This window comes from Streptomyces sp. AHU1, from assembly GCF_045343905.1.
Taxonomy (GTDB): domain Bacteria; phylum Actinomycetota; class Actinomycetes; order Streptomycetales; family Streptomycetaceae; genus Streptomyces; species Streptomyces triticiradicis.
The window spans coordinates 6,977,491-6,998,401 of sequence record NZ_CP174283.1; the positions used below are offsets into that span (position 1 = coordinate 6,977,491).

The window sequence follows — 20,911 nt, forward strand, 5'->3', positions numbered from 1 at the left end:
ACTCCTGACACCGAAGACGTACCCGGGCGCGTGAACGCCGGGTAGTGGTTTGAGGAGGCTGCGCATGACGCACCACAAGTCCAACCGGGCTGTCGAAGGAGATCCGGAGCACGCCCACAACAGGGGCATGCCCCTGCGGTACGACGACGAGGAGCTCCACGCGCGTACGGTCCGCGCGCGGCGCGAGGCCGGTCTGCTCGGCGGTCCCATGGACGACCCCGAGGCCGATTACCGGCGGGAGCGCGTGGAGATCGATCTGGAGGTGGGTGCGGGCCGGATCCCGACGGGCAACTTCACCCGGCGGACCCGGGCTCCCTATCCGCCCTCCAGTTACGGGGACTGAACTCACCGCGGGGAAAGGACCGTAGGACCCCGGGACGCGGGACGGGCGGGCCGCTGCAGACAGGCGCTAACGGCCCAGGGAGACCACGACCGCGCTCCGGGGTCCCTCGGGTGCCTGGAAACTCACGGTGTCTCCCGCCCGGTGCCCGAGGAGGGCGCGTCCGAACGGACTGTCGGCCGTGACGAGCGTCCGGTCCAGCGCCGCGGCGCCCTCGCCGATCTGAACGGTGTCCGTCGTGCCGTCCGAGAACCGGACGGTGACCGTGCTGCCCACGCCGACCGTGTCGGTGGGCGGCGGACCCGCCACGTCCGCCCGGTCGAGCCGCGTGGTGATCCGGGAGATCCGGTCGTCCAGACGCCGCAGGGTGTCGGCGCGCTGCAACTCGTCCGCCGCGTCGGCCTGGTCGCCCACCTGGGCGTCGGAGTCCCGCAGGGACGCCGCGACCGTTTCGCGTTCGGTGCGGAGGTCGGCGAGTTCCTGCTCCAGTGCCTGCCGGGCAGCCTCGCTGATCGGTGCTGGTTCGCTGGACATGCCTACTCCTCGGTGTGCGGAAGGCGGGTCGGAGGGGAGCGGTATCAGCATATCCGTGTGCTTATGTGCATCAACGGGTCGGATCGCGGGGGAATGTGATGTATGGAATCGTGGGTCGCCGGAGTTCAGGACGCTTCGCGCCGTCCTGCGAGTGAGGGAGGTCCCATGTCCTCGAAGCGACGCCGGAAGAAGAAGAGCCGCCGCAAGCACGCCGCGAACCACGGCCGGCGCCCCCAGTGCTGAGGGCCGTCTGACGATTCCCGGCCGCCCGGCGGCACCCGGCGCGCCGAAGCGGCCGGGTGCCGCCGGGCGGCCGTTCCGGGAAGCGGCCACCCGTGACGGACGCGTTCCCCCGTCGTCGCGCGTACCCCCGCTACGCCGATCGGGCCCGGTGTCCCTCCCCCGCCCCGAGGCGTGTGCTCCCGGCCCGGACGGCCGCGGGCGATGACCGCGTCGACCGCCGCCGCCCTCCGCGCGCATGCCCGCCGGCCGGACGGAACGCCGCCGAGGGCGCTTACCGCTTCGGGAAACGCAAACGCCGTCGCACGCCCGCCCCGGCCGCCGGTCCGGCCCGTACGCGCGTCCCTTCCTCACGCAGGGTGGCGAAGTGGCGGCGCTCCTCGTCCGGTCGGCGCCCTCGTGCGTGATCATGGGCCGGGCCGCGCGCCGGGGCGGGGCGCCCGTCCGCCGACCGCCCGGCCGGGAGCGCGCGGGCGGTACGCGTCCGTGCTCCGTGCGGACACGGAGAACCGATAAACGGACGTCATGGTCGGTGCCGGCCGTCGGCGGCCGCGCGCCGCCCCGGCCGTGCCCGCCGGCCGCCGCGCGCCGCCGCTCCGTGGTCCTCCGCCGCGGCGCCCCTTCCCTCCGTGCCCGTCGGGGCGCTCCGGGCCCGAGGGGGCGGAGCGCGGCACCGTCACGGAAAAGCATCGGCCCCACCGAGGGGAAAACGCCCGCCTCACCCTTCGCGCACGCGACAGCGTGAAGATCGAAAAAATCCGGAGGCGCTCGCCGCAAAAGCCCTTCCGGCTGTTTTTCCGGCAGTGGCGGCGACTGTTTTTCCGGCCGGGCGTCCTGACTGCCGGGCGATCGCGACGGATACTCGCGGACACTGCCCGGTCATTGCCCGGCGAGCCGGTTCGACAGGTGCGCATCCTGCGTCGATCGGCGATGGGAATCGGGACTCGGCAGGCCGGCCGAACCGGCTGCCGGGCGAAAGGCCGACTCTCCCTCTTTCGGGCGGCCGACGGCTTGGAATCGCCATGTGCCAGGGTGCCCGATTTCGCCTCGTAGTTCAGTACATGCGCCGCCTCGGAAGCCTCGGCTGCAGCATTTTCCGGCAACAATGGCCAGTTCACGACGGGTGTTCGAGCGGCTCTCAGGTAAAGATCCGGCCAGTTGGAACGCCTCGTAAACCATGCTTGACGCTCCTCGGGCGGGGTGTTAGAAAAAGCGACGGAAAACCCTGCCGCCTCTGACAGCGGCAGGAGAGAGGTGGGGGGCACTTCCTGGGGGAACGTGTACGGGGGTTTCCGGTATTCATTGCCGGATCATGCGCGAATGCGCAGATCAATCATTCTGGCGCCAGTTTCTCTGCTGTTTCTCGGTGTGGTCGTCGAACCCGACGACAGGCCTGAGAAGGCGCTTTTCCATTGCACACCCGAAGCGGTCCTCGGCGTGCTCCGCACGCCGTCCGCTTCCTTCGCCTGCCATTTTCGGCCTACTGAACGGTGTGGAACGTGAAAGCATATTTGGCCATCCTGCGCATCGGTGACTACCGACTGCTCTGGTCGGCCCTCGTCCTGAATCTTCTCGGGGACGGCGCCACCTATGCCGCCCTCGCGTGGATCACGCTGGAGAAGGCGGGGGCCGCCGGGCTCGGCGTCCTCGGCGTGTGTCTCACCCTCCCGGTGATCCTGGGCGGGGCCGTCGTCGGACCACTGCTCGACCGGTTCTCCCGGCGCAAGCTCTTCATCTACGACTCGGTGTTCCGCGGTTTCGTCGTCGCCCTGATCCCCCTGCTCGCGGCGATGGACGCGCTCCAGACCTGGAACCTGTACGGAGTGGCGCTGATCTACGGGCTGCTCAAGATCATCCCGCTGGCGGGCACCCCCGCGGTGCTGCCCGAGCTGGTGCCCGAGGACAAGCTCCAGGCGGCCTCGGGGCTGGAGTCCACGGCGATGGGCGCCGCCAACGTCGTCGGCCCGGCCATCGGCGCGGCCCTGATCGCTGCCTTCGGCGCACCCTACGTGCTCGTCCTGGACTCCGTGACCTACCTGGTCTTCGCCTTCCTGATCAGCCGCATCAAGGCCCCCATGGGCCGGCCCGAACCGGTGGCGGCGTCCGACGCCCAGGAAGCCAGGCCCGGCTGGGCCCCGGTGTTCCGGCTCATCGTGCGCGACCGCTTCCTCCTCGTGCTCACGCTGTCCTTCGGCGCCTTCAACGTCTCGGCGGGCGCACTGATCGTGGCCCTTCCCTGGCTCGCGAAGTTCGAGTTCGACAGCGGCCCCGGCATCCTCGGCCTGATGCTGGCCGTCATGGCGGCGGGCGAGCTCATCGGCTCCCTCGTCTCGGGCGCGGTGAAGACCTCCGAGCGGCAGATGCTCCGCATCGGCGTGCTCCAGCTCCTCTCCGGCGCCGTGCTGTTCCTGCTCCTGCCGAGCGCGCTGCCGTGGATCCTGCTCGGTCTCGCGCTGAACGGCATCCTCTCCGCGCCGATGACGGTGCTCGGCGGCGTGGTCCGCATGACCCGGGTGCCCAACGCGATGCGCGGCCGGGCCATGACGCTGATGCGCACGGTGATGGCCGGTTCCCTGCCCGCCGGTTCCGCGCTCGGCGGTTTCCTCCTGGACGACAGTCACTACAGCGCCCTCATCCTGGTGGTCGCCGCACTCGCCGCGGCTCCCGGCGTGCTCACCGTCCTGCTCTTCCTCCGCACCCCGTTCCGGCTGGGGGTGACAGCGGCCGATGACCAGCGCGCCCGGCGGGGCTCCGACCTCGACTCCGATGCCGTCCATGCCACTTCCTGATCCCCGGGCCGGCGAGGACGGTGACGCCGTACTCCTGGTCACCGACCGTCCCCGCACCCGGGAGGCCGCGTCCGGCGCCCTTCGCACCCTGCGCGTTCCGGGCGCGGGCGGACCGACGGCCCTCGCGGCCCTCGCCGTCCTGCTGCACCGGCACACCGGACAGCTCCGCCTGCTCCTCGACGTCGGCACGGCCGGGCACCGCACGGGTTCGCTGACCCTGACCGTGCACCCGGACGAGCCCGTCGCCGCCCTGCTCGCCAGGACGGAACAGGCGCGTCCGCAAGGACCGTCCACCGGCACGGCCGTGCGGTACGCGGACACCCCGGGCCCCGTGCCCGACGGGCCCTGCGAGCTGTTCCTGACGCGCGACGGCGAGGACCTGCTCCTCGGGTACCGCGCCTCGCTCTTCGAGGACGCCACGGCGGCCCGGCTGGCCGGACAACTCCGGCTGATCCGAGACTTCCTGACCGGATGTCCGACGGCCCGCACCGGGGACGTGGGGCTGCTCGCCGAGGGCGAGCGGGACCGGGTCGTCGGCTCCTTCAACGACACCGCGCGCCCCTATCCCGACACGGCCACGATCCACGGCCTGTTCGCGGAACAGGCCCGGCTGACCCCGGGGGCCGTGGCCGTCGACTGGCGCGACGAACAGCTGACGTACCGTCAACTGGATCTGCTGTCGGACGAACTGGCGCGACGCGTCGTGGCTGCCGGGGCGACCCCCGGTGACCGGGTGGCGCTGCGCACCGGGCGCACCCCCGACTTCGTGGTCGGCGCCCTGGCCGTCCTCAAGGCGGGCTGCGCCTACCTCCCGCTGGAGCCCGACCATCCGGCCGAACGCACCGCCTGGCTGCTCGCGGACTCCTCCGTGCGCGTCCTGGTCGCGACCGGCGACCTGCCGGCGGACCTCGCGTTCGCGGGGACGGTCCTCGCCCCCGCGCCGGAGGCGGCGGACGAGAGCGCCGCCCCCGGCCCGGTCGCCGTCCCGGTGGCCGCCCACGACCTCGCCTACGTGTGCTACACCTCGGGCACCACCGGGAAGCCCAAGGGCGTCGAGGTCGTCCACCGCAACGTGGTGCGGCTGGTGAAGGGCGCGGACTACGTGCGCTTCGGGCCGGACGTCAGGATCCTGCCCACGGGTTCGATCGCCTTCGACGCGAACACCTTCGAGATGTGGGGCGCCCTGCTCAACGGCGGTTCCCTGCGCCTCGTGGACGGCGACACCGTGCTCGACGCGGCCTCGCTCGGACGGGAGCTGGCCGAGCACCGCATCACCACGATGTGGCTCACCTCGCCCCTGTTCAACCAGCTGGTGGAGCAGGACGCGAGCATCTTCCGCCCGCTGCGCGAACTGGTGGTGGGCGGGGACGCCCTGTCGTCCGCGCACATCGGGAAGGTGATGGACGCCTGCCCCGGGGTGACCCTGGTCAACGGCTACGGCCCGACGGAGAACACCACGTTCTCCGTGACGCACCGGCTGGACCGGTCCGACCTCGGACGCATCCCGATCGGGCGCCCGATCGCCAACTCCACCGCGTACGTCCTGGACGAGCGGGGGCGCCCGTGCCCCGTCGGGGTGCCCGGCGAGCTCTGCCTCGGCGGAGCCGGGGTCGCCCGGGGCTACCTGGGGCGTCCGGAGCTGACGGCCGAACGCTTCGTGACCGATCCCTTCGGTCCCGAGGGGGCCCGGCTCTACCGCAGCGGCGACCTGGCGCGCTGGCGGCCCGACGGCGTGATCGAGTTCCTGGGCCGGCGCGACCTCCAGGTCAAGGTACGCGGCTTCCGGGTCGAACCCGCCGAGGTGGAGGCGGCCATGCTCGCCCACCCCGACGTGGCCGAGGCCATCGTCGTGGCGCGGTCCCGGCCGGGCAAGGGCGACAAGCACCTGTGCGGCTACTACGCAGGACCGCGCCCGCCGGAGCCCCGTGACCTGCGGGACCTGCTCGCGGCGGAGCTGCCGGGGCACATGGTCCCGTCGTACCTCGTGCCGCTGCCCGCGCTGCCGCTCAACCACAGCGGCAAGGTGGACAGGTCCCGGCTGCCCGACCCCGACGGCGCGCACCTGCTGGCACGGGCGGACCACGTCGCTCCCGCGACCGAGGCCGAGCGGACGGTGGTCGAACTCGCCGAACGGGCCCTCGGGATCAGCGGCATCGGCGTCCACCACGACCTGCGGGACCTCGGCGCGGACTCGCTCACGGCGACCCTGATCGCGGTGGGCCTGCAGGAACGTCTCGGCCGGCACGTCCCGGTCAGCGCCGTCCTGCGCGCCGGTACGGCCGCCCGGCTCGTGGAACTGCTGCGGGAGGCCGGCCCCGGCCCCGGCCACCTCGTCCCCGCCGCGCCCGAGCGGGAGACCTACCCGCTCACCCCGCAACAGCGCCAGCTCTACTTCGAGCAGGCCAAGAACCCCCGCGCGGTGCACTACAACGTGCCGCTCGCTCTCGACCTGCCCGCCGACACGGACCCCGAGCGGCTCGCTCGGGCCCTGTCCGGGCTGGCCGAGTGCCACGAGGCGCTGCGCACCCGCTTCGTCGTCGAGGGCGGCGAGGTACGCCAGCGCGTGGAGCCGGGCATCGACGCCGAGGTACGGGTGCTGGACGAACCCCCCGGCCCAGTCGAGGAGTTCGTGCGCCCCTTCGACCTGGAGCGCGCCCCGCTGTGGCGGGCGGACGTGCACCGCACCCCGACCGGGGTGACCCTGCGCATGGACCTGCACCACATCGTGGTGGACGGGTTCTCGCTCGCACCGCTCCTGGAGGATCTGGCCGCACTCTACGCGGGTCGATCCCCCCGGCCGCCGACACCCCGCTACCGGGACTACGCGGTGTGGCTGACCGGCCCGGCCGGTACCGCCCTGCGGGCGGCCCAGGAGCCCCACTGGCAGAAGGTCCTCGCGGCGCCCATCGACCGGACGGACCTGCCGACGGACACCGCACGGCCCGCCCTGCGCGAACTCGACGGCGACGTGGTCGAGTTCGAGATCGGCACCGAACTCACCGCCGGGCTGCGCCGGCTGGCCCGGGAACACGAGGTCACGCTCTTCGCCGTCCTCGCCTCCGCCTACGGTGCGCTGCTCGCCGCCCTCAAGGGCACCAGGGACGTCACCGTCGGCACGCCCGTCTCGGGCCGTACGGCCCCCGGACTCCACCGCACGGTGGGCATGTTCGCCAACACGGTGGTCCTGCGCGGCACCGCCGAACCGGACCTGCCCTTCGGCACCTTCCTGCGCCGCCTCGCCGACACCGCCGAGGACGCCTTCGCGCACCAGGACTTCCCCTTCGAGGACCTGGTCGCCCGGGCGGCACCGGTGCGCGACTACAGCCGCACCCCGCTCTTCGACGCGCTCGTCGCGCTGCACAGCGGGCGCTACCTCGCGGTTGACTTCCAGGGCGCCAGGGTCCCCCTGCGCCTGGAACAGACCGGACAGGCCGTGTTCGACCTCGACCTGCAGGTCCACGAGGTCGCCGGCTCGCTGCGCGTGGCCTGGCGGTACGCCTCCGGGCTGCTGCGCCGGGACACCGTCGGCGCCTGGCGGGACGACTTCGTCCGTCTGCTGGACGCGGTCGCCGCCGACCCCTCGGCCACGCTCGGCACCCTCTTGCCCGCACTCGTCCGCGCGCCGGAGACCCCGGCGCCGACGCCCGGTCCCGTTCTCGATCTCGACTTCGACTTCTGACGGTTCACGGACACCACCACCGACGGTTCACAGCTCAGTGCAGGAGAAACCCATGCCACTGCTCGACCCTGAGGTCAACCACTCCGATCCGACCCCGCAGGCCGCTCACTGGCGATCCCGGTTGGCCTCGCTCACCCAGGTGCCCGGCTTCCCGGCCGACTTCCGTCCCCGCCCGGCCGAGGACGGGCGGGCACGCCCGGAGCACGGCACCCACGCCGTACGCCTCGGTACGGCGCTCACCGAGCGGCTCGACCGGATCAGCCGCGACCGGCCGGAGATGCTCTCCATCGTCCTCACCTCCGTCCTCGCGGCCCTGGTCGGCCGGTACACCGGCGAGGAGGAGGCGGTGATAGCCCAGCCGACGCGCGGTGCCGCGCCCGGGTTCGCGGGCGGCCCGCTGCCGCTGCGCGTCGGGACCGGCGGTTCCCTGCGGGAGCTGCTGGGCCGGGTGGCCGCCTCCGTCCGCGAGGCGGAGGAGCACCAGGACTGCGCGGTGGCCGCCCTGGCCGCCGAGCTGGGCCACGCCGACGCCTTCGCCACCGCGGTGACGCTCGACGGTTTCCACGACGTCCCCGACACCTCCGGCGACGGCGTCCGCCTCACGGTCTCCCGTGACGCCGCGGAACTGGTCGTGACGCTCGCCTACGACACCGCCCGCTACGCCGCGGCGACGGCCGAGCGCATCGGAGCGCACTACGCCCTGCTCCTGGAGCGGGCCGCCGCCTCGCCCGACACGCCCGTGGGCGGGATCGACCTGCGGACCGCCGAGGACGAGGCCGTCGTCGCCGCGGCCAACGCGACCGAGCACCCCTTCGACACGGAGGCCACCCTGCACGGCCTGTTCGCCGCGCAGGCCGCCCGCACCCCGGACGCACCCGCCCTGCTGAGCGACGACCGGACGGTGACGTACGCCGAACTGGACACTCTCTCCAACCGGTTGGCCAACACCCTGCGGGAGCGCGGGGTCGGCCGGGACTCGATCGTGGCGCTGGTCGCCGAGCGGTCGCCCGAGATGATCACGGCGATCCTGGCCGTGCTCAAGGCCGGCGGCGCCTACCTGCCCGTCGACCCGTCGTACCCGCAGGCCCGCATCGACCACCTGCTCTCCGACAGCGCCGCCCGGCTCGTGCTCCACCAGGCCCGGTTCGCCTCCCTCCTCGGTGACACGCCCGGCCTCGACCTGGACGACGAGGCGTCGTACGCGGCGGACGGTTCGGCCCCGGAGGCGGTCTCCGGCGCGGGCGACGGGGCCTACGTCATCTACACCTCGGGCTCGACCGGGCGCCCCAAGGGCGTCCTGGTGGAGCACCGCAGCGCGGTCAACCGGCTCCAGTGGATGCAGCGCGCGTACCCCATCGGCCCCGACGACGTGGTGCTCCAGAAGACGTCGATCTCCTTCGACGTGTCGGTGTGGGAACTGTTCTGGTGGTCGTTCACCGGAGCGGCGCTCGCCCTGCCCGCGCCCGGCGTGGAGAAGGACCCGGCCGCGCTCGTCGCCGCCCTGGACCGGTACGAGGTCACCACCACGCACTTCGTCCCGTCGATGCTGACGATGTTCCTCGGGCACCTGGCCCGGTTCGGCGACGGCACGGCACCGGGCACCCTGCGCCAGGTCTTCGCCAGCGGCGAGGCCCTGGGCACCCAGCAGGCCGTCAGGTTCGCCGAACTCCTGCCCGGCGCAAGGCTGGTCAACCTGTATGGGCCGACCGAGGCGACCGTCGACGTCACGCACCAGCCCGTCGAAGGGCTCGGCGACCGGGCACGGCTGCCCATCGGCCGCCCGATCGACAACATCAGGCTGTACGTGCTCGACGCCGACGGGCGCCAGACACCGGTCGGCGTACCGGGCGAACTCCACGTCGCGGGCGTGGGCGTGGCACGCGGCTACCTGGGCCGGCCCGAGCTGACCGCCGAGAAGTTCGTCTCCGGCGAGGCGGTGCGCGCGGCGACGGGCGAGGACCGGCTGTACCGCACGGGCGACCGGGCGCGCTGGCTGCCCGACGGCACCCTCGACTACCTGGGCCGGGTCGACCTCCAGGTGAAGGTGCGCGGGTTCCGCGTGGAACCCGGCGAGATCGAGGAGCGGCTGCGCGCCCACGACGCGGTGCGGGACGCGGCGGTCGTGGCCGTCGACGACGGATGGCAGACGTCGCTGCGCGGATTCGCCGTCCTCGACGGCGAGGCGTCCGAGGCACGGCTCAAGGACCATGTGCGCGCCGCGCTGCCCGAGTACATGGTGCCGGGCCGGATCGTGTCCGTGGCCGAGCTGCCGCTGACCCCGAACGGCAAGCTGGACCGGGCCGCGCTGCGCCGTCCCGAGGCGCTGCGCAAGCAGGCCCCGGCGCACGTCGCCCCGCGCGACGAGCGGGAAAGGACCCTCGCGGAGATCTGGAAGGACGTGCTGGGCCGGGAGAGGGTCGGCGTGCACGACAACTTCTTCGCGCTGGGCGGCAATTCGATCCACTTCGTGTCGGTGCTCGCCAAGTCCCGTGCCGCGGGGCTCGACTTCACCTTCCAGCAGTTGTTCGGGCACCAGACGATCGCCCTGCTCGCCGAGTCGATCGCGGCGGAGGCGGAGTCGGCGACGGTCGCCGAGGACGTCGCCGCGCGGGGCGCGTTCCAGCCGTTCGAGCTGATCTCCGAGGCGGACCGGGCGCTGCTGCCCGCGGACGCGGAGGACGCCTACCCGCTGTCGATGCTCCAGGCGGGCCTGATCTTCCAGACGGAGATCACGGGCGGTCTCGGCCAGTACCACGACGTGCTGAGCTACTCGATCACGGGCGCCTTCGACACGGAGGCGTTCACGGAGGCCGTACGGCTGTTGACGCTGCGTCACCCGATCCTGCGGACGACGTACCACCTGACGGGCTTCGGCGAGTTCCTGCAGATCGTGCACCGCGACGTCCCGCCGCCGCTGACCGTCGCCGACCTGCGTCACCTCGACGGGGCCGGACAGGAGGCCTGGCACGAGGACTGGCTGGCGCGCGAGAAGGCCCGCCGGTTCGTGTGGGAGGAGGGCGGCCTGGTCACCCTGCACGTCCAGGTGCTGAGCGACGAGCTGTACCGGTACACCGTCAGCCAGCACAACTCGGCCCTGGACGGCTGGTCGATCTCGCTGCTGCACACGCAGCTCTTCGAGCTCTACCACCAGGTGCGCGAGGGCCGGGACACGACGCGGCCCGCGGTCGACAACCACCTGCGCAACTTCGTCGGCCTGGAGACGGAGGCGCTGCGGTCGCCGGCGTCACGGGACTTCTGGCTGGGGGTGATGGAGGACGCGATGCCCGCCGACGTCCCGCCGAAGGCGGACGCGGTGGCGACCGACGACTTCCGGGTCGTGCTGCGGGACGTACCGCTGCCCGCGGGGCTCACCGAGCGCGTGGAGGCGACGGCCGACGCCCTTTCGGTGCCGTTCAAGGACGTGCTGCTGGCCGCGCACATGAAGGTGCTGAGCCTCGTGTCGGGCCAGGACAAGGTGATGACCGGGTACGAGCACAGCGGCCGGCCGGAGCTGCCGGGCGCGGAGACGACGCTGGGCCTGCACCTCAACACCGTCCCGTTCCAGGTCGATCTGAGCGGGGGCAGCTGGGCGGACCTGATCCGGGGGGTCTACCGCGCGGAGCTGGACCTGCTGCCGCACCGCCGCTACCCGATGGCGAAGATGAAGCAGGACCTCTCCACCCAGCGCACGCTGTTCGAGACGACGTTCAACTTCACGCACTTCTACCTGCTGAAGAACCTCCAGCAGCTGCCCGAGTTCTCGCTGCTCGGCATGCGGGTCGACTCGGAGACGGAGTTCCCCTTCCGTACGGAGTTCTCCCGGCACTTCTTCGACGACGAGGTACAGCTCTGCCTGCACTACCACACGCATCTGTACGACGAGGAGCAGATCGACCGCATCGGCGGCTACTTCGTCCGCGTCCTCGAACTGATGGCGAGCGAGCCCGACGCGCCGCACGGCGCCCGGCGGCTGCTGGCCGACGAGGACCTGGCGCTGCTCGGCCGTGACCGGGCCGACGAGGCGGACACCGTCGAGCGGGTGCCCGGCGGCACGGCCGGCGAGGCCACCGTCGCCCGGATCCGGGAGGCGTGGCGGAGCGTCCTCGGACTCACCGACGGGGAGATCGGAGCGGACGACGACTTCTTCGCGCTCGGCGGCAACTCCCTGTCGGCACTGCGGGTCGTCCTGGAGCTCGACGGCCTGGTCACGCTCTCCGACCTGACCCGGGTCCCCCGGCTCACCGAACTCGCCGCCCTCGTCGAGGGGCGGGACCACGAGGAGGCCGAGGAGGAACTGCTGCACCTGCTCACCTCGAAGGCCGAGGGCGCCAGGGCGGCCGTGGTGTGCGTGCCGTACCCCTGCGGACACCCGGTGAACTTCAAGCCGCTCGCCGAGGAGATCGAGAAGCTCGACCCCTCGCTCGTGGTGTACGGCCTGGAGCCGCCCGGCCACGACCCGAGCCGGCCGGGCGAGTTCACCGACGTCCTGGAGACGGTGACGCGGACGGTGGACGAGATCGAGCGGAAGGCCGATCTGCCGCTGATCCTGTGGGGGCACTGCGGTGGCGCCGCCGTCACGGTGGAGCTGGCCCGTGTCCTGGAGGAGCGGGGCTTCGACCTGCGGCACGTGTTCATCGGGTCCAAGCTGCTGCCGCCCGCGAAGGATATGCGGGAGTCGATCGACATGATCGAGACCTGGACGGACGAGCAGATCATCTCGTACATGGTCGAGGAGACCGGCTACAGCGAGCTGGACGGCCTCGACCGGCGCCACACGTCCTTCATGGGCGACCTGTTCCGGCACGACGTGTGCGGGGGCTACCGCTACTTCATCGGCGTGACCGAGGAGGAGCCGGACTGGCGCATCGAGGCGCCCTTCACGGTCGTCGTCGCCGACGACGACAAGGGCCTCGCGCACGCCGTCGAGGAGTACCGCTGCTGGGAGCGCGTCGCGAAGGACGTGAGCTTTAGCGAACTGGAGGGCGGCGGGCACTACTTCGTGCGCGGAAACCCCGCCGGTACCGGTGAACTGATCGCGCGGGCGTGGGCGTCCGCCGCCGAGTTGGAGGGCTGACATGCAGATCCCCGTCCTGTGCTTCCCGTTCGCGGGCGCCGGAGCCTCCGCGTTCCGCCGCTGCCAGGAGTACGGCAGCGACACCGTCCTGATCACCCCGGTCCAGTTGCCGGGCCGTGAGGAGCGGTTCGGCGAGCCGCTGTACACCGACGTGGTGTCCGCCGTCGACGACCTGCTGCCCACCGTCCTGGACCAGGTGGCGGGCAGCCCGGCGATCGCCCTGTTCGGGCACAGCCTCGGCGCGGTCATGGCGTACGAGATGGCCCACCGCATCAGCGCGCTCGGCGGCCCCGAGGTCGTGAAGCTCTTCGTCAGCGGCTCGCCCGGACCGTGGACGCAGCGCGAGACCCGGGCCACCGGCCTGACCGACGACGAGTTCCTCCAGCAGGTCAAGGAGTTCGCCGGGTACACGCACCCGGCCCTGGAACACCCCGACCTGCGGGAGATGCTGCTGCCTCCGCTGCGCGCCGACGTGGAGATGCACGAGAACTACCGCGCGCCGTCCGAGGTGCCGCTGGACGTGCCGATCGTCTCCGTCCGGGGCGAGGTCGACGAACTGGTGGACCGGGCCCAGGCCGCCGAGTGGGACGCGGCGACCACGGCCGGCTGCCGGCAGGTCGAACTCCCGGGCGGCCACATGTACCTGGTCGACTCGCCCGCCGGTCTGGTCCGCCTCCTCGACGAGGAGCTGGCCGCCCAGGGGGTGGGCCGGTGAACGCCGTGCTCACCGCCGCCCCGCTCACGGGCAAGGTGGCGCTCGTCACGGGCGCGGCCCGTGGCATCGGCCGGGCGTGCGCCCTCGCGTACGCCCGGGCCGGGGCGGACCTGCTGCTGACCGACATCGGTGACGACCTCGACGGCGTCCCCTACCCGCTCGGTACGCGGAGCCAGTTGGCGTACACCGCCCGGATGTGCCGGGAGGAGGGCGGCACGGTGTCGACCGCCACGGCGGACGTGCGCGACCTGGAGGCCGTGCGCGCGGTCGTGGAGGGCGCCCTCGACCGGTTCGGCCGCGTCGACGTCCTGCTCAACAACGCCGGGATAGCCGCCCCTTCGGGCAAGACGGTCCACGACATCACACCCGACGAGTGGGACCTGATGCTCGACGTCGACGTCTCGGGCGCCTGGCGGATGATCCGGGCCGTGGGCGCGGCGATGACGGCCCAGCGCGCCGGCAGCGTCATCAACGTGGCGTCCACGGCGGGCCTGGTCGGCTACCGGCACTTCGCCGGGTACGTCACCGCGAAGCACGCCCTGGTCGGCCTGACCAAGGCGGCGGCCCTGGACCTCGCGCCGTTCGGGATACGGGTGAACGCGCTGTGCCCCGGCTCGGTGCGCGACGACGACGCGGCCGAGGGCCGGATGCTCACGGAGATCGCCCGGTCCCTGGAGGTACCGGTCCAGGAGCACGAGGAGACCTTCGTGGCGGCGCAGCCCATGAACCGGCTGATCGAGCCGGAGGACGTGGCCGGTGCCGCGGTGTGGCTCGGCTCGGACGACTCGCGCCAGGTGACCGGCTCCACGGTCACCGTCGACGGCGGGTTCACGAGCCGGTGAGCGCCCGTGAGGAGTACCCGGAGGGGAAGACGATGAACGACACGGGACGGCTGTGCCAGGCGCTCGCGCTGCGGGTGCACACGGGCGCCGACCCCGAACGGCTGCGCCGGAACCTGGCGCTCGCCGCCGACGGCGCGCGCCTGTGGGTCGAGGACGTGCCCGGGGGAGCGGACTCCGAGGCCGCCACGCGCCACCGCGAGAGGGAACTGTCGCGGCCGGCCGATCCGCGCACCGGACCCGGGCTGCGCACGGTCCTGCTGCGGTACGAGGACGGGGCGGCGGACCTGGTCGTGGTGGCGCACCGGGCCGTGCTCGCCGACCCGTACGAGCTGGCGCAGGCGCTGCTCGTGGAGCCGGTGCGGCCAAAGGCCGTACCGCGGGAGCACGGCGAACGGCTGCGTGACGCGCTCACCGGGCTCGACCGGGCCGAGGCACCGGAGTGGGGGCTCGGCACCCCGGGCGCCACCACGACGGGGCTGCGCCGCTTCCCGGTCCCGGCCGACGGCGGCGCGCCCGCGTCGCTCACGCTCAGGGCCGCGCTGGGGCTGGTCCTCGCGCGCTGCACGGCCGACGCCGAGGTCACGCTCGGCGTGGACGCCGAGCGGGCGCTGACCTTCACGGTCGACGCGTCCGCGACGGTGGCGCGGTACCTGGAGCAGGTGGACCGGGCCGTGCCCGCGACCGGCCGGGCGCCCCTGGTCGGCCTGACCGTCACCGAGGCGCCCGAGGCACTGACAGGCGAGGGCGTCAAGGCGGAGCCGCTGGCGCACCGGCCCTTCCTGGATCCGGTGCACGCGCTGTCGGTGCACGTGGCCGACGACGGGTCCACGGTCCTGGGGGGAGTGGTCCGGTACCGTCACTCCGCGTTCGCGGACGCCGCGGTCGCCTGGCTGACCGGCATGCTGGTCACGGCGTACCGGGCGCTGACCGCCGCGGCCCCCGGGACCCGGGTCGGCGACATACCCCTCTTCGACGAGGAGCGGCTGCGCGACCTGGCCGTGCTCGGCGGCCTGGGCCGCGCGCCCGAGGTGCCGGACGAGCGCATCGAGCAGGTCGTGCGCGCCCGGTCCCGGAGCACACCGGACGCGCCCGCCGTGACCTTCGGGCGACAGGAGCTGACGTACCGTCAACTGATCGAGAGGAGTGACGAGTACGCCGCCGCACTGCGCGACCTGGGGGTCGCGCCGGGCGACCGGGTCGGCGTCTGCCTGGAGCGGTCGCTCGACCTGGTGGTGGTGCTGCTCGCGGTGCTCGGCTGCGGCGCCGCGTACGTGCCGATGGACCCGGCCTATCCGGCGGACCGTCTCGCCTACACCTGCGAGGACGCCGAACTCACCCTGGTCGTCACGGAGTCGGAGACCTTCCCGCGGCGGGACGGAGCCCGGACCGTACGGCCCGACGAGCTCGCGGGGGGCGGCCGGGAGCCGTTCGAGCCGGCCGACCTCCCGGCCGACGCCGCCGCCTACGTCATCTACACCTCCGGCTCCACCGGCCGCCCCAAGGGCGTCGTGGTCCCGCACCGCAACGTCGGCGCGCTGATGCACGCCACGCGGGACGACTTCGGGCTCGGCGGCGACGACACCTGGACGCTCTTCCACTCCAGCGCCTTCGACTTCTCGGTGTGGGAGATCTGGGGCTGCCTGATGACGGGCGGGCGCCTGGTCGTCGTGCCCTACTGGGCCTCGCGCGACCCGGCCGAGTTCGCGGCGCTGCTCGCCGCCGAGCGGGTGACGGTGCTCAGCCAGACGCCGAGCGCCTTCGCCCAGCTCATGGCCGCCGACCGGGAGAAGCGGGTCTCCGACTCGGTGCGCCTGGTCGTCTTCGGCGGAGAGCCGCTCGACACGAGGCCGCTGCGCTTCTGGTTCGACCGGCACCCCGAGTGGGCGTGCCGTCTGGTCAACATGTTCGGGATCACCGAGACGACCGTGCACGTCACCGCACAGACCGTCACCCGCCGCGAGGCGCTGGCGGGTTCGCGCTCGGTCGGCCCCGCCCTGCCCGGCTGGCACCTGTACGTCCTCGACCCCGAAGGCCGCGAGGTGCCCCCGGGAGTCGCCGGCGAGATCTACGTGGGCGGTCTGGGGGTGGCCGGGCAGTACCTCGACCGCCCGGAGCTGACCGCCCGGCGCTTCCTGCCCGACCCGCACGCGCCCGGCCCGATGTACCGCAGCGGCGACCGCGGGCGACTGCTGCCCGACGGACGCCTGGAGCACCTCGGACGCCTCGACAGCCAGGTGAAGCTGCGCGGCTTCCGCATCGAGCTGGACGAGATCAGGGCGCGCCTGCTGGACGCGCCGGACGTGGGGGCCGCCGCGGTCGTCCTGCGGCAGGCGGGCGACGCGGCCGACACGGCGGGCGCCCGTCTCGACGGGTACGTCGTCTTCCGCGACGGGGCCGAGGGCGACACCGCGGAGGTGCGGCGGCACGCGGCGCGTTTCCTGCCCGAGCACATGGTGCCGTCCACGCTCACCGCGCTGCCCGCGCTCCCCCTGACACCCAACGGCAAGGTGGACACGGCACGGCTGCCCGAACCGCTGACCCACGGACCGGACGAGGAGCCGCCGTCCGAGGGCGACGACACCGAGTCCCGGCTGCGCGCGGTGTGGGAGAAGGTCTTCGGCTTCCGGGTCGGCCCGGACGACGACTTCTTCGCGCTCGGCGGCAACTCCCTCCTGGGCGTACGGCTGCTGGTGGCGCTGCGGTCGGCGGGCCTGCCCTCGTTCCCGCTGCCGCAGCTCTACCTCCACCGGACCGTGCGGGCGCTCGCCGCGCACCTCGATGCGGCGGAGGTCCGGACATGACGCTGCTGCTGGTCGGCGCCGGCTCCCAGGCCTACCGCGAGTACCTGCTGCGTTCCGTCGCGAAGGAGTACGAGGTCCATCTCCTCGCGGAGCGGGCCCCGTTGTGGGAGGGCCCTTACCTGAGCGGGCACACGGTGGTGGACACCACGGACGTCACGGCCATGGCCGAGGCGGTGCGCGCTCTCCCGTACGAGGGAGTGATGACCTGGGACGACACCCGGGTCGTCCACACCGCCGAACTGGCGCGGCTGCTCGGCCTGCCGGGCAGTCCTCCGCAGGCGGCGCTGCGCTGCCGCGACAAGTGGGCCACCCGCGAGGCGCTGCGCGGGGCCGGGGTGCCGCAGGCCCGGTCCGAGCTGGTCACGTCGCTGCCCCAGGCGCGGGCCGCGTCCGCCCGCGTCGGCTATCCGCTCGTCCTCAAGCCCCGGGCGCTGAACGCGAGCACGGGCGTGGCGAAGGTCGACGAACCCGCCCAGCTCGCCGGCCGCTTCCGGCTGGCACGCGGGGCGACGGCTCCGGGCGCGGTGGAGGTGGCGCCGGGGGACGTCCTGGTCGAGCAGTACCTGGACGGCCCCGAGATCAGTGTCGACGCGGCCTGGTACGAGGGACGGATGCACCCCGCCTTCGTGGCGCGCAAGGAGTGCGGCTTCCCGCCGTACTTCGAGGAGACGGGACACCTGGTCGACGCCGACGACCCGCTGCTCACCGATCCGGTCGTGCTCGACGTGGTGACCGCCGCGCACGCGGCGGTCGGCTTCACCACCGGCTGGACGCACACGGAGCTGCGGCTCACGGCGGAGGGTCCCAAGGTCGTCGAGATCAACGCGCGGATCGGCGGGGACCGCATCCCCGACATCGGGCGCCTCGCGCTCGGCGTCGACGCGGCGCTCGTCGCGGCACGGGTGGCCTGCGGGGCGCGGCCGGACGTACGGCCGGACCGGCGCGGCGTCGCGGCCGTGCGCTTCCACTACCCGCGGGCGGACTGCATCGCGCGCGAGGTCGTCATCGACACGCCCGCCCTGCCCGCCCCGGTGGACACGGCCCTGGCCATCGCGTTGCCCGGCCAGGAGCTGCGCCTGCCGCCGAACGGTCATGTCTCCAGCCGCTACGCGCTGGTAACGGCGGTCGGAGCGACGCACGAGGAGTGCCGCTCCGCACTGGACAAGGCGTCGTCCGCCGTACGCCTGGAGGTGCTGCGCACCCTGTGACACGGGGGCCCGGCCGGGAAGGGAACCGCCCCTCCCCGGCCGGGCCCCCGCACCATCCTTCGCACCGCCCCTCGCCTTCCGCGGCGACCCCTCAGAGCCAGTCCTTCCGCTTGAAGACGACGTACAGGCTCGTGCAGACGATCGCCATCAGGACGATCGCGAAGGGGTACCCGAACACCCAGTGCAGTTCCGGCATGTGGCTGAAGTTCATGCCGTAGATCGTGCCGACCAGGGTCGGGGCGAACAGGATGGCGGCCCACGAGGAGATCTTCTTGATCTCCTCGTTCTGCTCGAAGCCCGCCTCCGCCAGCGCCCGCATCTCGGCGTTCTGCTGCTGGGTGACGAGGGTCGCGTTGACGGTGAGGATGTCGGTGAGGGCCTGGCGGAAGCCGTCGACCCGCTCGCTGGTGTGGGTGACGTGGTCGGCGACGTCGCGCAGGTAGCGCTGGAGTTCCTCGTCCGTGCGGTACTTGGCGAAGCCGGCCATCAGGTTGTGCAGCATGCCGACCAGCGGACGGGTGGCGCGCTGGAACTCGACCATCTCACGGGAGAGTTCGTAGATGCGGCGGGACACCGCGGGGTCGCCGCGGAAGACCTCGGTCTCGATCTCGTCGATGTCGTTCTGGACGCCGGAGACCACCGGGACGTACCCGTCGACGACGGAGTCGAGGATCGCGTACAGCACGGCCTCCGGGCCGAGCCGCAGCAGTTCCGGACTGTCCTCCATGCGGCGGCGCACCGCCGAGAGGTCCGGTGCCGCTCCGTGCCGGACCGTGATCACGAAGTCCGGTCCCACGAACACGTGCAGCTCGCCGAAGTCGACCTCCTCGGCCGCGTCCAGATAGCGGGCCGCGCTCAGGACGACGAAGAGCGTCTCGCCGTACCGCTCCAGCTTCGGACGCTGATGCGCCTCCATCGCGTCCTCGACGGCCAGCGGATGCAGATCGAACTCGGCGGCCAGCGAATGGAGTTCGGCCGCCGTCGGACGGGCCAGGCCGATCCACGCCATGCCGTCCGGCTGCTCGCGCAGCTCACGGAAGGTCTCGGCCAGCGAAGCGGGCGCCGACACCCGTACCCCGTCGCGGTACAGGGCAGACTGGACGACGCTGACGACCTCGGGGGGTCCGGGCGCCGGGGGCGGGCCGTGCGGCACCGGCGGACGTGGGGGAGAGGCGGACGGCGGCGTCAGGGCGCGCCGCCAGAGAGACCTCCGTGCGGCCCTCGCCCCCTTCGAACCCCCGGAGCTCCCCGGGGCCTTCGCCTCCGTGGAGCCGTCCGTGTCCTTCGTGCCCTTCGTGTTCCGCGGGTCCTCCGAGGACGGGCGGGCGCGTCGCTCGGACATCGCGGCTGCCTCCGGGGTCGGACGTACGTCAGTGCGATCTCCGGGCAGGATATACGGGGCAAACGGTCCGCGGGCCGCCGTCGGGGCGGGATCGGGTGAGAGTTGCGGACAGAAGGTGTCCGCGAGCGGCGCTAGCGTGCCGGACATGACGAAGACGACCGCGACGGCCCCCGTGCTCGGCACCCGCGCCCTCAACCGCGCGACCCTCGACCGTCAGCTCCTGCTGCGCCGCTCCCCGCTGTCCGCGACGGCCGCGGTCGAGCACCTCCTCGGCCTCCAGGCGCAGAACGTGAAGCCGCCGTACTACGCCCTCGCGGCCCGTCTGGACGGCTTCGGGCCCGAGCAGCTCTCGACGGCCATGGAGGAACGCGACGTCGTCCGGATCGTCACCATGCGCTCCACCATCCACACGCACACCGCCCAGGACGCCCTCACCCTGCGTCCGCTGGTGCAGGCCGCCCGTGACCGGGAACTGGTCCACTTCCGCAAGGGGCTCACCGGTGTCGACCTGGACCGGCTCGCCGCGATCAGCCGTGAGCTGGTGGAGGCCGAACCGCGCACGATGCAGCAGCTCCGGAAAGCGCTGTTCGCGCACTGGCCGAAGGCCGACCCGTTCGCCCTGACCGTCGCGGCCCGCTGCACCCTGCCCCTCGTCCAGGTCACCCCGCGCGGTCTGTGGGGCCGCAGCGGCCAGGTCGTCGTCACCACCGCCGAGCACTGGCTGGGCCGCCCCGCCGAGCCCGCCCCCGCGCCCGACGCGACCGTGCTGCGCTACCTCGCCGCCTTCGGCCCCGCCTCGGTCAAGGACATGCAGACCTGGTCCGGCCTGACCCGGCTCCGCGAGGTCTTCGAGCGGCTCCGGCCCGCTCTGGCCGTGTTCCGCGACGAGAACGGAGCGGAGCTCTTCGACCTTCCCGACGCGTCCCGGCCCGACCCGGACACCCCCGCCCCGCCCCGTTTCCTGCCCGAGTTCGACAATCTGCTGCTGTCCCACGCCGACCGTTCCCGGGTCGTCCCCGCGGACCTCAAGGGGCGTACCTGGCGGGGGAACCAGGCCTACCGCACCCTGCTCGTCGACGGTTTCACGGCCGGTCTGTGGAAGCTGGAGGAGGGCGCGCTCGTCGTCGAACCCTTCGGGGAGCTCACGAAGGCGCGGCGGGACGAGGTCATCGCGGAGGGGGAGCGGATGCTCGCGACGATGCACGCCGGAGAGGGCCACGACATCCGCTTCGGGACGGTCGCGCGGCCCTGATCGCCGGCGGGCGGTAGGGCGCGGGGAAGCCGCCCGCCGGCAGGTGCACGGGGCCGAACCGTTGGATGAGGGGCGTTGCGGACCGCTCGTGGAGG

The 20,911-nt window shown here is 72.9% G+C and carries 11 protein-coding genes; 9 read left to right on the forward strand and 2 right to left on the reverse strand.

From position 1 onward, the window contains the following. Window positions 1-64 precede the first annotated feature (64 nt). A complete protein-coding gene (locus tag ACICHK_RS30930) occupies window positions 65-343 on the forward strand; it encodes a hypothetical protein (RefSeq protein WP_406839441.1) in 279 nt (92 codons plus the stop codon). A 66-nt stretch (window positions 344-409) separates the two neighbouring features. Here the strand turns inward: ACICHK_RS30930 and ACICHK_RS30935 are convergent, their stop codons facing one another. Continuing rightward, window positions 410-874, reverse strand: a complete 465-nt coding sequence (locus ACICHK_RS30935) for a GreA/GreB family elongation factor (protein WP_406839442.1) — start codon at window positions 872-874, stop codon at window positions 410-412. A gap of 1,739 nt (window positions 875-2,613) precedes the next feature. Between ACICHK_RS30935 and ACICHK_RS30940 the strand changes: the two genes are divergently transcribed. From ACICHK_RS30940 to ACICHK_RS30970, 7 genes are read left to right on the forward strand one after another with little or no spacing between them, the layout of a single operon-like run. Beyond that, window positions 2,614-3,903 carry an MFS transporter gene (locus tag ACICHK_RS30940; protein ID WP_406839443.1) on the forward strand — a complete coding sequence of 430 codons (1,290 nt, stop codon included), beginning with the start codon at window positions 2,614-2,616 and terminating at the stop codon, window positions 3,901-3,903. Beyond that, window positions 3,890-7,582 (forward strand): amino acid adenylation domain-containing protein, encoded by a 3,693-nt coding sequence (locus ACICHK_RS30945; protein ID WP_406839444.1) that lies wholly within the window; start codon window positions 3,890-3,892, stop codon window positions 7,580-7,582. The genes ACICHK_RS30940 and ACICHK_RS30945 overlap by 14 nt, the downstream gene beginning before the upstream one ends. Window positions 7,583-7,634: 52 nt before the next feature. Beyond that, complete coding sequence (locus ACICHK_RS30950; RefSeq protein WP_406839445.1) at window positions 7,635-12,656, forward strand: amino acid adenylation domain-containing protein; 5,022 nt, start codon at window positions 7,635-7,637, stop codon at window positions 12,654-12,656. A gap of 1 nt (window position 12,657) precedes the next feature. Beyond that, complete coding sequence (locus ACICHK_RS30955) at window positions 12,658-13,371, forward strand: thioesterase II family protein (protein WP_406839446.1); 714 nt, start codon at window positions 12,658-12,660, stop codon at window positions 13,369-13,371. Beyond that, complete coding sequence (locus ACICHK_RS30960; protein WP_406839447.1) at window positions 13,368-14,213, forward strand: SDR family oxidoreductase; 846 nt, start codon at window positions 13,368-13,370, stop codon at window positions 14,211-14,213. The genes ACICHK_RS30955 and ACICHK_RS30960 overlap by 4 nt, the downstream gene beginning before the upstream one ends. Before the next feature lie 32 nt (window positions 14,214-14,245). After that, window positions 14,246-17,014: an amino acid adenylation domain-containing protein gene (locus ACICHK_RS30965; protein WP_406839448.1), complete on the forward strand. Its 2,769-nt coding sequence runs from the start codon at window positions 14,246-14,248 to the stop codon at window positions 17,012-17,014. Beyond that, window positions 17,011-18,222 carry an acetyl-CoA carboxylase biotin carboxylase subunit family protein gene (locus ACICHK_RS30970; protein WP_406839449.1) on the forward strand — a complete coding sequence of 404 codons (1,212 nt, stop codon included), beginning with the start codon at window positions 17,011-17,013 and terminating at the stop codon, window positions 18,220-18,222. Before ACICHK_RS30965 ends, ACICHK_RS30970 begins: the two co-directional genes overlap by 4 nt. Window positions 18,223-18,313: 91 nt before the next feature. Here ACICHK_RS30970 and ACICHK_RS30975 read toward each other — a convergent pair whose 3' ends face one another. Next, the gene (locus ACICHK_RS30975; protein WP_406839450.1) at window positions 18,314-19,564 is read right to left on the reverse strand and encodes a magnesium and cobalt transport protein CorA; all 1,251 of its coding nucleotides are present in this window, start codon (window positions 19,562-19,564) and stop codon (window positions 18,314-18,316) included. A gap of 145 nt (window positions 19,565-19,709) precedes the next feature. On the opposite strand from ACICHK_RS30975, the gene ACICHK_RS30980 reads away from it, so the two are divergent. After that, a complete protein-coding gene (locus ACICHK_RS30980) occupies window positions 19,710-20,816 on the forward strand; it encodes a winged helix DNA-binding domain-containing protein (RefSeq protein ID WP_406839451.1) in 1,107 nt (368 codons plus the stop codon). The last annotated feature ends 95 nt before the right edge of the window (window positions 20,817-20,911 follow it).

What these genes read in the sequence shown, in the direction of transcription:
- ACICHK_RS30930 (WP_406839441.1), top strand. Translation starts at nt 65, where the DNA reads ATGACGCACCACAAGTCCAACCGGGCTGTCGAAGGAGATCCGGAGCAC.
- ACICHK_RS30935 (WP_406839442.1), bottom strand. Translation starts at nt 874, where the DNA reads ATGTCCAGCGAACCAGCACCGATCAGCGAGGCTGCCCGGCAGGCACTG.
- ACICHK_RS30945 (WP_406839444.1), top strand. Translation starts at nt 3,890, where the DNA reads ATGCCACTTCCTGATCCCCGGGCCGGCGAGGACGGTGACGCCGTACTC.
- ACICHK_RS30950 (WP_406839445.1), top strand. Translation starts at nt 7,635, where the DNA reads ATGCCACTGCTCGACCCTGAGGTCAACCACTCCGATCCGACCCCGCAG.
- ACICHK_RS30955 (WP_406839446.1), top strand. Translation starts at nt 12,658, where the DNA reads ATGCAGATCCCCGTCCTGTGCTTCCCGTTCGCGGGCGCCGGAGCCTCC.
- ACICHK_RS30965 (WP_406839448.1), top strand. Translation starts at nt 14,246, where the DNA reads ATGAACGACACGGGACGGCTGTGCCAGGCGCTCGCGCTGCGGGTGCAC.
- ACICHK_RS30970 (WP_406839449.1), top strand. Translation starts at nt 17,011, where the DNA reads ATGACGCTGCTGCTGGTCGGCGCCGGCTCCCAGGCCTACCGCGAGTAC.
- ACICHK_RS30975 (WP_406839450.1), bottom strand. Translation starts at nt 19,564, where the DNA reads ATGTCCGAGCGACGCGCCCGCCCGTCCTCGGAGGACCCGCGGAACACG.
- ACICHK_RS30980 (WP_406839451.1), top strand. Translation starts at nt 19,710, where the DNA reads ATGACGAAGACGACCGCGACGGCCCCCGTGCTCGGCACCCGCGCCCTC.